At 65.7% G+C, this 12,699-nt stretch carries 14 protein-coding genes; 9 read left to right on the plus strand and 5 right to left on the minus strand.

The annotated features are described in order from the left end of the window. Window positions 1-22: 22 nt before the first annotated feature. A complete protein-coding gene (locus ACFWP0_RS25025; RefSeq protein WP_377846720.1) occupies window positions 23-505 on the plus strand; it encodes a disulfide bond formation protein B in 483 nt (160 codons plus the stop codon). Between the two features lie 27 nt (window positions 506-532). After that, window positions 533-1,057, plus strand: coding sequence for a YgjP-like metallopeptidase domain-containing protein (locus tag ACFWP0_RS25030; RefSeq protein WP_377846722.1), 525 nt, complete (start codon window positions 533-535; stop codon window positions 1,055-1,057). A gap of 108 nt (window positions 1,058-1,165) precedes the next feature. On the opposite strand, the gene purF is transcribed toward ACFWP0_RS25030, so the two are convergent. From purF to folC, 4 genes are all read right to left on the minus strand, one after another. Beyond that, window positions 1,166-2,686, minus strand: a complete 1,521-nt coding sequence (gene purF, locus ACFWP0_RS25035) for an amidophosphoribosyltransferase (protein ID WP_377846724.1) — start codon at window positions 2,684-2,686, stop codon at window positions 1,166-1,168. A gap of 30 nt (window positions 2,687-2,716) precedes the next feature. Further along, a complete protein-coding gene (locus ACFWP0_RS25040) occupies window positions 2,717-3,205 on the minus strand; it encodes a CvpA family protein (protein WP_057284443.1) in 489 nt (162 codons plus the stop codon). Then, a complete protein-coding gene (locus ACFWP0_RS25045) occupies window positions 3,205-4,002 on the minus strand; it encodes an SPOR domain-containing protein (RefSeq protein WP_377846726.1) in 798 nt (265 codons plus the stop codon). The genes ACFWP0_RS25040 and ACFWP0_RS25045 overlap by 1 nt, the downstream gene beginning before the upstream one ends. A 72-nt stretch (window positions 4,003-4,074) precedes the next feature. Then, a complete protein-coding gene (gene folC / locus ACFWP0_RS25050) occupies window positions 4,075-5,385 on the minus strand; it encodes a bifunctional tetrahydrofolate synthase/dihydrofolate synthase (RefSeq protein ID WP_377846728.1) in 1,311 nt (436 codons plus the stop codon). A 164-nt stretch (window positions 5,386-5,549) separates the two neighbouring features. On the opposite strand from folC, the gene ACFWP0_RS25055 reads away from it, so the two are divergent. From ACFWP0_RS25055 to ACFWP0_RS25070, 4 genes are all read left to right on the plus strand, one after another. After that, window positions 5,550-5,966, plus strand: coding sequence for a cupin domain-containing protein (locus ACFWP0_RS25055; RefSeq protein WP_377846730.1), 417 nt, complete (start codon window positions 5,550-5,552; stop codon window positions 5,964-5,966). A gap of 67 nt (window positions 5,967-6,033) precedes the next feature. After that, window positions 6,034-7,005, plus strand: a complete 972-nt coding sequence (locus ACFWP0_RS25060; protein ID WP_377846731.1) for a Bug family tripartite tricarboxylate transporter substrate binding protein — start codon at window positions 6,034-6,036, stop codon at window positions 7,003-7,005. Next, window positions 7,005-8,234 carry a CaiB/BaiF CoA transferase family protein gene (locus ACFWP0_RS25065; protein ID WP_377846787.1) on the plus strand — a complete coding sequence of 410 codons (1,230 nt, stop codon included), beginning with the start codon at window positions 7,005-7,007 and terminating at the stop codon, window positions 8,232-8,234. Before ACFWP0_RS25060 ends, ACFWP0_RS25065 begins: the two co-directional genes overlap by 1 nt. Beyond that, on the plus strand, window positions 8,234-9,400 hold the full coding sequence (locus ACFWP0_RS25070; protein ID WP_377846733.1) for an acyl-CoA dehydrogenase family protein: 1,167 nt from the start codon (window positions 8,234-8,236) through the stop codon (window positions 9,398-9,400). Before ACFWP0_RS25065 ends, ACFWP0_RS25070 begins: the two co-directional genes overlap by 1 nt. A 33-nt stretch (window positions 9,401-9,433) precedes the next feature. Here the strand turns inward: ACFWP0_RS25070 and ACFWP0_RS25075 are convergent, their stop codons facing one another. After that, entirely contained in the window at window positions 9,434-10,171 is a 738-nt protein-coding gene (locus ACFWP0_RS25075; RefSeq protein WP_377846735.1) for an IclR family transcriptional regulator, read from the minus strand. 141 nt (window positions 10,172-10,312) lie between these two features. Here ACFWP0_RS25075 and ACFWP0_RS25080 point away from each other — a divergent pair, with 141 nt between their 5' ends. The 3 genes from ACFWP0_RS25080 to fliS all read left to right on the plus strand — a co-directional run bounded on the left by ACFWP0_RS25080 (window position 10,313) and on the right by fliS (window position 12,671). Then, complete coding sequence (locus ACFWP0_RS25080) at window positions 10,313-10,690, plus strand: flagellar protein FlaG (protein WP_377846737.1); 378 nt, start codon at window positions 10,313-10,315, stop codon at window positions 10,688-10,690. 144 nt (window positions 10,691-10,834) lie between these two features. After that, window positions 10,835-12,223 (plus strand): flagellar filament capping protein FliD, encoded by a 1,389-nt coding sequence (fliD, locus tag ACFWP0_RS25085; protein WP_377846739.1) that lies wholly within the window; start codon window positions 10,835-10,837, stop codon window positions 12,221-12,223. A gap of 19 nt (window positions 12,224-12,242) precedes the next feature. Next, window positions 12,243-12,671, plus strand: a complete 429-nt coding sequence (fliS, locus tag ACFWP0_RS25090) for a flagellar export chaperone FliS (protein ID WP_377846741.1) — start codon at window positions 12,243-12,245, stop codon at window positions 12,669-12,671. Window positions 12,672-12,699 lie beyond the last annotated feature (28 nt).

Consider the following 12,699-nt stretch of genomic DNA (forward strand, 5'->3'; position numbering starts at 1 on the left):
TTCAACCCATTCCACAGTGACAATGACTTCCCGTTCAGAACGCCTGCTTCGCCTGATCGCCCTCTTCTGCTTCGGCGCCGTGGGCGTGGCCCTCGTATCCCAGCACGTCTTCGGCATGCCGCCCTGCGCCTGGTGCGTCATGCAGCGCCTGATTTATCTGGTGATCGGCGTGGTCGCCCTGATCGGCGGCATGGGCGGCGGACGGGCGCTGACGCGGATCTGCGGCGCGCTGGTCGCGGTGCTGTCCCTGTCCGGCGTCGTGGCGGCCTGGTACCAGTACAGCGTGGCGGCCAACATGCTGTCGTGCGACCAGACCTTCGCCGACCGCTTCATGACCGGAATCGGTCTGGAAAGCGCCGTCCCGTCGCTGTTCGGCATCTTCGCCACCTGCATGGACGCCAAGGTGCCCGTGCTGGGCATCGAATACGCCCTATGGAGCCTGGCGCTCTTCGTGATCCTGTTCTTCATGGCGCTGCCCGTCGTTTTCCGGCGCGGCCGCGCCTGAACCTGCGCCACCGAACGCGCGTTGATTGTGCAAGCCCTGAAATACCTGACCGGCTACCCCGAACCCCTGCTGGCGCAGGCTCAAAAGCTGCTGGACCACGGCAAGCTTGGCGCGGCGCTCTTGTCCAAGTACCCGGCAGGGGCGCACGGCGTGCGCACGGACAAGGCGCTGTACCAGTACGTGACCGAGCTGAAGAACACCTACATGCGCAACGGCGACCTCATCAACAAGGTTGCCTTCGACAGCAAGATCCACGTGATCCAGCACGCGCTGGGCCAGCATACGTACATTTCGCGCGTGCAGGGCGGCAAGCTGAAGGCCAAGCACGAAATCCGCGTGGCGACGCTGTTCAAGACGGTGCCCGCGGAATTCCTGAAGATGATCACGGTGCATGAGCTGGCCCACCTGAAGGAAAAGGACCACAACAAGGCCTTCTACAACATGTGCCTGCGCATGGAGCCGCACTATCACCAGTACGAATTCGACTTGCGCCTGTACCTGACGCACCTGGAGGCGACACGGGAAGCGTTGTGGGATCCCCAGGCATCGTAGGGGCTGCATGAATGCCCCCAACGCCGCCGTCCCGCGACGGCTGGCCCGGCGAAAAAAATGCCGTCCCGAGGGACGGCATTTTTCTTGCGGGCGAACTGCCGCGGACGATCAGGCGTCGCTGGCGGCGTAGCCCATGTTGAAGCGCAAACCGCTGGCGCCCTCGTCCTGGCCCGGCTCCGAGCGGGACTGGCCCAGGCGGGCCAGGTACTCGGGGGTGATGTCGCCGGTGATGTATTCGCCGTCGAAGCACGAGGCTTCGAAGCGCGACAGCTTGGGATTGAGGTCCCGGACCGACTGCTGCATGTCGTGCAGGTCCTGGTAGACCAGGCTGTCGGCGCCGATCGCGCGGGCGATTTCCTCGTCGGTGCGGCCGGTGGCGATCAGTTCGCTCTGCGTCGGCATGTCGATGCCGTACACGTTCGGGAAGCGGACCGGAGGCGCGGCCGAGGCGAAGTACACCTTGTTCGCGCCGGCGGCGCGGGCCATGTCCACGATCTCGCGGCTGGTGGTGCCGCGCACGATGGAGTCGTCGACCAGCAGCACGTTCTTGCCCTTGAACTCCATGCCGATGGCGTTGAGCTTCTGGCGCACGGATTTGCGGCGCACGGCCTGGCCCGGCATGATGAACGTGCGGCCCACGTAGCGGTTCTTGATGAGCCCTTCGCGGTAGTCCAGGTTCAGGCGAGCGGCCAACTGCATCGCGGCGGGACGCGAGGAATCCGGGATCGGCATGACGACGTCGATGTCGCCCAGGCGCATGTTGCGCGCCACCTTGTCGGCCAGGTATTCACCCATGCGCAGGCGGGCGTCGTACACGGACACGCCGTCGATCATCGAATCGGGACGGGCGAAGTACACGTATTCGAAAATGCACGGCACCAGTTGCGGGTTGTCGGCGCACTGGCGGCTGACGAAGCGGCCGTCCAGGTCGATGAACACCGCCTCGCCCGGCTCGACGTCGCGCACGAAGGCAAAGCCGCTGCCTTCCAGCGCCACGGATTCCGAGGCCACCATCCATTCCACGCCCTCTTCGGTTTCCTGGCGGCCGATGCACAGCGGACGGATGCCGTTGGGGTCGCGGAAAGCGAGCAGGCCGTAGCCGGAGATCTGGGCCACGACGGCGTAGGCGCCGCGCACGCGCTTGTGCAGGGCGGACACGGCGCGGAACATGGCGTCGTCGTCGAGCGACACGCCATTGGCCGACGACTGCAGCTCGTGCGCCAGCACGTTCAGCAGCACTTCCGAGTCGGAATTCGTGTTGATGTGGCGGCGATCGACCCGGTACAGCGATTCGCGCAGTTCACGCCAGTTGGTCAGGTTGCCGTTGTGGGACAACATGATGCCGAACGGCGCATTGACGTAGAACGGCTGGGCCTCTTCTTCGCTGGCGCTGGAGCCCGCGGTCGGATAGCGGACCTGGCCGACGCCGGACGTACCCGGCAACGCGCGCATGTTGCGCGTACGGAAGACGTCGCGCACTAGGCCGTGAGCCTTGTACATATTGAATTGGTTGCCTTGCGACGTCGCGATGCCCGCGGCGTCCTGCCCGCGATGCTGCAACAGCAGCAAGCTGTCATAGAGCAGCTGGTTGACCGGCCCGCGCCCGATGACCCCTACGATTCCACACATGGTGAGATTTCCTGGTTGATTTGAAGCTAATCAATACGGCAGCCACGTCGCCAGGGACGGCGGCAGCCACGTCTTGATATGTTTGATGGCCTCGATGGCCGAATGCGAAAACATGGCGTCCTTCCACCACGGCTCTTCCGGCAGCGGCGTATAGCCTGCGGCGGCGACCAGCGCCAGCACGATCAGCAGGCCACGGGCCAGCCCGAACATCCCGCCCAGGCCGTGGTCGGCGGGGCTCAGTCCGGTGCTGCGGATCAAGGCGGCAAGTGTCATATTGACCAACCCCACGCCGAGCAACACGATGATGAACACCACGGCGTATGAGACTCCCATGCGCAGCAGCGTCGTTTCAATATAGGGCTCCAGCCACGTATAGACCGTGGGGCCCCACCATATCGCGGCCACGAAGGCCAGCAGATAGGCGACCAGCGACAGCACCTCTTTGAGCAGGCCGCGCACCAGGCCCAGCACACCCGATACCGCCAGGATGGCCAGCACGACGAAGTCGAAACCGGTCACTATTGGGCGGCAATGAAACCATTGTCATAGCCCAGGGTGCGCAAACGCGCCTGGGCCGCCTGTGCCGCCTCGCGCGAGGGGAACGGCCCCACCCGCAGACGGTACTGCTGCTTGCCCCCGATGGAGGCTTGTTCGACAAATGCATTCGTGACGCCGGCCTGATGCAGCTTGCCGCGGCGCGACTGGGCGTCTTCAGACGTAGTGTAGGCCGCAATCTGCAAGACGAAATTACCCTTGGAGGCTGCCGGCTTGGGCGCCGGCGCGGCGGCCGGCGCGGAGCGGCCTTCCAGCAGCGCCAGGGCGCGCGCGCCGTCGTCGGAGCGCGAGTCCGGCTTGGGCGGCGTGGCCGGCTTGGCCTCGGGCTTGGGTTTCGCCTCGGGCTTGGGCGGCGCCGCGGGCGGCGTCGCCGGTTGCGCGGCGGGCGGCGTGACCGGCGCCACCGCCACCGGCGGCGGCGTGGAGGTCACGGCGGGCGGCGTCGGAACGGCGGCGGGGTCCGCCGGGGCGGCGCCTGGGGCTGGCGTGGCCGGCGCCGCGAGTTGCGGTTCGGCGACTTGCGGCTGGAACGGCGTATTGCGTTCCGGCACCTTGATGGGGATGTTGTCGGCGACAGGCGCCGGCTGCGAGTCCAGCACCATGGGCAGAATGATGACGGCGGCCAGCACGAGCGCGACGGCGCCTGCCAGCCTGCGCCGCGCGCGGCCGCGCAGCTCCGCAGCCTGGACCTCGCTAGGCACTGCAGCCCGTTTGGACGACTGCGCCTGGTCGGCAGGATCTTTGCGTTTGAAAAAACCCATGGAAGAGAATTCCTTGCGGCGCCTTGCGGCAATACGGCGGCGGGCCGCCACCACGCGATTGGCCCGGTTTGCCTATGCCTTGCGACCCAGAGCCTGCAAAACCGAGGCTACGGTGAGAAACGATCCGAACACCACGATTCTATCATTCTCCCCTGCCCGTTCGCGCGCGGCGGCAAAGGCCAGGGCGGGATCGGCATACGCCTCGATGCTCGGGCTTTCGCCCCCCGCCGGCGACGGCGGCAACGCAGCGGCGACCTGGTCGGCCAAGGCCTGGCCAGAGGTGCCGCGCGGCCCGGGCAGGCCCGCGCAGTACCAGTAGTCAGCGCGGGTTCCCATCTTGGCCACCACGCCGGCCAGATCCTTGTCGTTCAGCATGCCGAACACCACGTGGGTGTAGGGATGGAAGCCCATGTTGTCCAGATTCTGCGCCAGCACCGCCGCGGCGTGCGGGTTGTGCGCCACGTCCAGGATCACCGCCGGCTGCCCGGGCAAGATCTGGAAGCGGCCCGGCAGCGAGGCTTGCAGCAGCCCCAGGCGCACCGCCTGCTGCTGCACCGGCAGGCGATCGCGCACCGATTCGAGCGCCGCCAGCGCGGCCGAGGCGTTCAGCAGCTGGTTCGCGCCGCGCAAGGCCGGGTAGGCCATCGAGCTGCGGCGCTGCTCGCGCCCGCCATAGGCCCATTGCTGGCGATCGCCCGAATAGTTGTAATCGCGCCCGAAGAGCCACAGGTCGGCGCCGATCGTCTCGACATAATCCAGCAGCGATTGCGGCGGCACGGGATCGCTGCAGATGGCGGGCCGGCCGCTGCGGTAGATATGGGCCTTCTCGAAGCCGATCTTTTCGCGCGTGTCGCCCAGCCAGTCGGTGTGGTCCAGGTCGACGCTGGTAACAATGGAGCAGTCCGCGTCGATGATGTTCACGGCGTCCAGGCGGCCGCCCAGTCCCACTTCCAGGACGACGGCGTCGAGCCTGGATTGCGAGAACAGGCGCAAAATGGCCAGTGTGGTGAATTCGAAGTAGGTCAGCGAGACCGCGCCCCGCGCCGCCTCGACCGCCTGGAACTGGGCGATCAGCGCTTCGTCCGTGGCGATCTGGCCGTTGACGCGGGCGCGCTCGTTGAAATCGATCAGGTGGGGCGACGTGTACAGCCCGACCTTGTAGCCCGCGGCCAGCAGGATGGATTCCAGCATGGCACAGGTGGATCCTTTGCCGTTGGTGCCCCCGACGACAAACTTCACGCCGGATAGCTCCAGCCCCATGCGCCCGGCCACCTCGCGCACCCGGTCCAGGCCCATGTCGATCGCGGTGGCGTGGATGGATTCCAGGTACTGCAACCAGTCGGACAGGGAAGCGGAAGCGTCAGGCGTGCGGACAGAAGACATGGCGGGGTCGCGAAATGAGATCAGCCTTGGATTTTAGCAGTCCGCGCACGGTGTTTTCCCTAATCCCCTAGGGCGCGACACAGTATGCGGGCCGAAAAAGCACTTGCCGATGTTTTTCTCATACGTGAAAATAAATTCATGTATGAAAAACAAAAGGATGAGACATGACGCAGCAAAACACGCCACGGTGGCTGGTCCGGGAAGCCGACGTGCCCGGTTACCACCCCGCCAACCACACCGGCACGCTCAACCGCCGCCTGATCAGTCCGGAAACCGTGGGCGCCCGCGGCGTGGAAGTACTGCTGGGCGTGATCGACAAGGGCAAGGGCGCGCTGCCGCACGCGCACCCCGGCATCGAACAGGTCTGCTACCTGATCTCGGGCACCGCCCGCGCCCAGGTGCAGGACGAATGGGCCGACATGGGCCCGGGCGACTGCTGTTACTTCCCGCCCGACATTCCCCACGTTTTCACCGTGACGAGCGAAGAGCCCGCCCGCCTGCTGGTGATTTATACGCCCCCATATGAAGAATCCCCCGATCGCGTGATCCGCGATTTTCCGGCGCCCACCCCTGCCGCTTGATGCGGCGCAATGACAGGCAGCGGCCGCAGAAGCCGCGCCTCACCCCATAAAGACTGGAGACAAACCCATGCAACCTTTTCGCCTGCTAGGCGCCGCGCTCGTCAGCGGCGCCGCCATGATGGCCGCGCCCGCCGCCCATGCCGCCGACTACCCTTCCAAGCCGATCACGCTGATCGTGCCCTTCCCCGCCGGTTCCGGCACGGACGCCGTGGGACGGATCTTCGGATCCGAGCTGTCGGCCATCCTGGGCCAGCAGGTCGTGGTGGAAAACAAGCCCGGCGCCAACGCGACCATCGCGGCCAGCTACGTGGCTCGCGCCAAGCCTGACGGCTACACCCTGTTCGTCACGACCAATACCTCGCACTCGGCCGCCCCCTGGCTGATGAAGAATGTGCCGTACGATCCGGTCAAGGACTTCACTCCCGTCGCCCGCGGCGGCAACCTGCCCTTCATCCTGGTCGTGAACCCCAAGCGCCCGTGGAAGAACGTCGGCGAACTGGTGGCCGATGCAAAGAAGAACCCGGGCCGCATTACCTACGCCAGCGGCAACAGCACGGGCATCGTCGCCGGCGCCACGCTGGCCAACCGGGCCAAGATCGACATCCTGCACGTCCCCTACAAGGGCACGCCCCAGAGCCTGACCGACGTGGTGGGCGGCCAGGTGGATTTCATGTTCACCGACCTGGCCTCCGGCCTGCCCTTCGTGCAGTCGGGCCAGTTGCGCGCCCTGGCCGTGTCCACCGCCGAGCGCAGCGCCATCGTGCCGGACCTGCCATCCATGGCCGAGTCGGGCGTGAAGGACTTCGACCTGAATTCCTGGAACGGCTACTTCGGTCCGGCCGGCCTGCCGCCAGAGGTCGTTGCCAAGCTGAATGCCGCCATCAACCAGGTGGTGGCCAAGCCCGAGGTCAAGAAACGCCTGGCCGGCCTGGGCTTCGACGCATTTTCCGGCACGCCCCAGGAGTTTGCCCAGTTCGTCAGCGAGCAGCGCGACCTGTGGGGCAAGCTGATCCGCGACGCGGGGATCGAACAGCAATGATGGAGCAGCCCTCCCCCGACACGCGCTCCGCCGGCCCCTTGAGCGGCGTGCGCATCCTGGACCTGAGCTCGGTCGTCATGGGGCCTTACGCTACTCAGGTCCTGGCCGACCTGGGCGCGGACGTGATCAAGGTGGAGTCGCCGGCGGGCGACAACATGCGGGCCGTCGGCCCCATGCGCAACCCCGGCATGGGGCATCTCTACCTGCACCTGAACCGCAACAAGCGGTCCATCGTGCTGGACCTGAAGACGCCCGAGGGACTGGCCGCCTGCCTCAAGCTGGCGGAAAGCTGCGACGCCCTGCTCTACAACATCCGTCCCCAGGCGATGGCGCGGCTGGGCCTGTCCTACGAGACGGTGGCGGCGCGCAACCCGCGCATCGCATACGTGGGGGCTTACGGCTTTGGCGAGGCCGGGCCTTATGCCGGACGCCCCGCCTACGACGACCTGATCCAGGGCCAGACCGGAATCGCCGCGCTGTCGGCCCAGCAAAGCGGCGACGTGCCGCGCTACGCCCCGCTGACCCTGGCCGACCGCGCGGTCGGACTGCACGTGGGCATTGCGCTGGTGTCGGCGGTGCTGAGCGCCCGGGCGACCGGCCGCGGCCAGCAGGTCGAGATCCCCATGTTCGAAGGGATGGCCCACCTGGTGCTGGGCGATCACCTGGGAGGCGCGACCTTCGAACCGCCGCTGGGCCCCACCGGCTATGCGCGCCTGCTGGCGCCGCATCGCCGCCCCTATGCGACGGCCGACGGGTATATCTGCCTGCTGATCTACAACGACAAGCACTGGCGCAATTTCTTCGGCCTGATCGGCCGGCCCGAACTGTCGCAAGACACGCGCTTTTGCACGCATGGGGCGCGGGCCGCGAACATCAGCGAGGTCTACGCCTTCGTCGCCGACGTGATCGGCACGCGCTCAAGCCAGGAGTGGCTGGACGATCTGGCGCGGGCGGACATCCCCGCCTCGCAGCTCTATACGATCGACGGCCTGCTCCAGGACGAACACCTGGCCGCCACCGGTTTCATCCAGGAAATGGAACACCCCTCGGAAGGCCGGATCCGCACCACGGCCCCGCTGGGCCGGTACGAGGGCACCCCGACATCCATACGCCTGCCTGCCCCGAAGCTGGGCCAGCACAGCCGCGAAGTGCTGGCCGAGGCCGGCTACGACGCGGCCCGGATCGACGCCATGGTCGCCCGTGGCATTACCCAAGATGGAAACGACTGATGGACTTTGAATTCACCCCCGAGCAATTGGCCTTGCGCGACGCCGTCTCCCGCATCTGCGACCGGTACCCCGACGAATACTGGCTGGAGCGCGACCGCGAAGGCGGCTTCCCCGAACCGCTGCACGCCGACCTGGCCCGCGACGGCTGGCTGGGCATCGCCATGCCGCAGGAGTACGGCGGCGCCGGCCTGGGCATGACCGAGGCCGCATTGATGATGCAGACCATCGCCGCCTCGGGCGCCGGCTTCACCGGCGCCTCCGCCGTCCATATGAATATCTTCGGCCTGAATCCCGTCGTGGTGTTCGGCAGCGACGAACAGCGCAGCCGCTGGCTTGAACCGCTGATCGCCGGGCGCGAGAAGGCGTGCTTCGCCGTCACCGAGCCGGACGCCGGCCTGGACACCACCAAGCTCAGCACCCGCGCCGTGCGCCAGGGCGACGAGTACGTCGTGCATGGCCGCAAGATCTGGATTTCGACGGCGCAGGTAGCCAACAAAATGCTGCTGCTGGCGCGCACCACCCCGCTGGCCGAGGTGGAAAAGCCCACCCAGGGCCTGTCGCTCTTCTATACGGACCTCGACCGCGAAAAGATCGAAGTGCGCGAGATCGAGAAAATGGGCCGCAAGGCCGTGGATTCGAACATGCTGTTCATCGACGGCCTGCGCATTCCGGTGGCCGACCGCATCGGCGAGGAAGGCCGGGGCTTCGAGTACATCCTGCACGGCCTGAACCCCGAACGCATCCTCATCGCCGCGGAAGCGGTGGGCATCGGCCGCGCGGCGCTGGACCGGGCCGTGAAGTATGCCGGCGAGCGCACCGTGTTCGGCCGTCCGATAGGCCAGAACCAGGGCATCCAGCATCCGCTGGCGCAGGCCTGGATGCAGCTGGAAGCGGCGGACCTGATGGTCTTCAAGGCGGCCAGCCTGTACGACGCGGGCAAGCCCTGCGGCCCCTACGCCAATTCGGCGAAATACCTGGCGGCCGAAGCCGGCTACAACGCCTGCCAGACGGCGGTGATGACGCTGGGCGGCATGGGCTACGCCAAGGAATACCATGTGGAACGGCTGCTGCGCGAGAGCTTCATCCCGCGCATCGCGCCGGTCAGCCCGCAACTGATCATGTGCTTTATCGCCGAAAAGGTGCTCGGACTGCCGAAGTCCTACTGAACCTGGCCTGGCCGGCGGGCGAGCGGGCCTGGATCAGGCCTGCTGCTCCAGCCCCGTGCATGCCGCCCGCAGGATCCGGGCATAGGCTTCCTGCTGAGGTTCGATCCGGTAGATCGGGCCGCCCACCGAAATGGCGTAGTGCTCGCCCGACAGCGTGACGGGCCAGGCGATGGCGCCCACGTCGGCGATCGATTCCCCGCTGTTCATGAACCAGCCCCTTTGGCGCGACAACTGAAGGTCGTCCAGCAAGGCCTCCCGCGTGACCAGGGTGCGGTCGTTGTAGCGGGTCATGGTCATGCCGGCCAGCATGGCCTCGCGCGCCGGCTCGTCCAGCAGCGAGATGAGCGCCTTTCCCAAGGAATTTGCGTGAACGTCCTTGAACTCGCCGGCTACGGGCGCGTATCGGATCGTATGCGGCGAATCCAGCACATCCAGGTAGACAACGCGGCCGTCCGACGCCAGCTTGGCGAAAACGATGGTTTCGCGGGTGGCGTCCCTTAATTCAGTGAGGCTGGGATAAACGCGGTCCAGAACAGGGTCGGCGCGCGCGATGCGCTGCGCCATCGCCAGGAGGCGCCCGGTGGGGTAATAGCCCTGGCGCCGCCCGGTTTCATAGAGATAGCCCAGGCCGGTGAGCGTGCGGATCAGCGCCAGGCAGCTGGAAACGGGGACGTCGAGCAGACGGGCCAGTTCCGACAGGGGCAACGCGCGCTTTTCGCGGGCATAGGTTTCGATGATTTCGATAACTCGCAGCGCCGTCTTGACACTCATTGCCCGGTCCGAACTATTTAGCACGTGAAACATCTGGATCCACCGGGCTAAAGTTCCCTGCGGCCATGTCGTTATGGTAACTGAGAATTCCCTGAAAACAGCGCGTTCCTCCGAGACGCCCACCTCGCCGTTGGAGTGATCATGGCCGTAACCCCGTTAGCCCCCGCGTCGTTCGCACCGTTGCCGGTCGCGCTTGCCCCCGTCGCGCCAGACCCGTCAGCAACCGCCACGCCGGCAGCCGCGAGCACGAACAGCGGAGCCTCCGACAGCGCCACCTCGGAACAATCCAATGCGCAAAAGCTGCCGCTGGAAAAGGCGCTGGACGAAATCAACGACCAGATGAAGGCCTGGTCCACCCAGCTTCAGTTCGAAATCGACCCGAATGTCCACCAAGTGGTGGTGTCGGTGGTCGACGCGGAATCTGGCGACGTAATACGCACGATCCCCAGCGAAACCGTGCTCAAAATCGCCAAAATGATCGTGAACATGCAAGGCAATGGCATCAAGACAACAGCCTGATCCGGCACTTAAAACACCGTTCGTCACATGTTTTGGCGCCCCCCGGTGAGAGAACCGCCGAATTAGGCCCGCCTTATGCCCTTACCCGGCCAATCGCCGGCACCATATTTTTGACAGAATCGCATCGCTAGGAAGGAATTTCACATGGCCACCATCACCAACCTCGGTTCGACTTCGGGCTTGCCCCTGGAAGACATCCTCACGAAGCTGCAGGCAGCCGAGGAAAAGAAGCTGGAGCTGTACACCAGCCGCCAGACCAGCTTTGAAACCCGCGTCACGGCCTACGGCCAGCTGAAAAGCGCCGTGGAAGCCGTGCAGAAGGCTGCCGCCCTCCTGGGCAAGCCCGAAACGATGGGCGCCGTGAAAGGCAGCGTGACCGGCGGCGACGCCCTGACCGCGACCGTGGCCGCCGAAGGCGCCGTGGCGGGTCAGTACACGATCAACGTGACCAGCGTTGCTTCCTCGCAGACCCTGCAATCGGGCAGCGTGGCCGACCGCAAGGCGTCCAATGGCGCCACCGGTTCATTCCAGATCGAGCTGGCCGACGGCACCAAGAAGACCGTCGACCTGAAGAACGACACTTCGCTCAACGGCATCGTCAAGGCGGTCAACGCCGACGATACCCTGGGCGTGCGCGCCACCGTCATCACCGACGGCGACGGCAAAAGCTACCTGATGCTGACAGCCAAGAACACCGGCGTGCAGGCTTCGGTCAAGTCCATCACGGTGACGGGCGACCAGTCGCTCAAGGACGTCCTGAACTACAACACCGACGCCGCCGACACCAGCGCCAAGATGACGGCCACCGCCGCCACCGACGCCGAAATCGACATCAACGGCATCACGATCAAGAGCGGCAGCAACAACATTTCGACCGCCATCGACGGCGTGACGCTGAACCTGACCGCCAAGACCGAAGCCGGCAAGCCGATCACCCTGAAGCTGGAAAGCGATCCTTCGGTGGCGAGCAAGGCGATCCAGGGCTTCGTGACCGCCTACAACACGCTGCAAACGACGATCAAGAACCTGACGGCGTTTGACGCCGACGCCGCCACCAACCAGCCGCTGACCGGCGACGGCACGACCCGCAGCATCCAGTCGTCGCTCACCAGCGCGCTGCAGTTCGTGACGGGCGAAGGCACCCTGCGGTCGCTGGCCGACCTGGGCATCACGACGAACCCAAGCACCCGCCAGCTGACGCTGGACCAGGTCAAGCTGGACAAGGCCCTGGCCTCGAACGGCGCCGACGTCTCCCGCCTGCTGGCCGGCACCGATGGCCTGGCCAAGCAGTTCGAAACGGCCACCAAGAACATTCTCGGCGACACCGGCTCGATCAAGATCAAGGAAGACGGCCTGGCCAAGTCGATCGCGAACGTGAAAGACCAGTACACCCGCGCCAAGGCAGCCAGCGAAGCCTCCATGGAACTGATGCGTGCCCAGTTCGTTCAGCTGGACAAGTTCGTCTCGCAGCAGCAGGTCACGGCCAACTACCTGACCCAGCAGTTCGCGGCCATGAACAAGTCCAACTCTTAACTCCAAGAAGATGTATTAAATGACGTACGCCGCCCGCCGTCCCACTGGCTCACACTCTGCACGGTCCTACGCCGATATCGGCCTGGAAACGCAAGTAATGAGCGCCACCCCGGAAAGGCTGATCACTCTGCTCTACCACGGTGCGCGGGCGGCGATCGGGCAGGCCCGCATCCACCTGCAGGAAGGACGCGTGGCCGAACGGGGCGCGGCAATCACCAAGGCGATCAAGATCGTCGACGAAGGCCTGAAAATGGGCCTTAACATGGAGGCGGGCGGCGACATCGCCGCCAATCTCGGCCGCCTCTACGACTACATCGTCCGCACGCTGCTGATGGCGAACCTGAAAGCGGACGTCGAACAGCTCGAGATCGCCGACCGCCTGCTGGCGGATCTGGCCGAGGCCTGGCAGACATCCATCGATCGACCTGCCGCCAGTGCACAGCTTTGATGGCCCACACGACGAATTTAGCCAGCCA

This window comes from Achromobacter sp. NPDC058515, assembly GCF_042721735.1.
Taxonomy (GTDB): domain Bacteria; phylum Pseudomonadota; class Gammaproteobacteria; order Burkholderiales; family Burkholderiaceae_B; genus Achromobacter.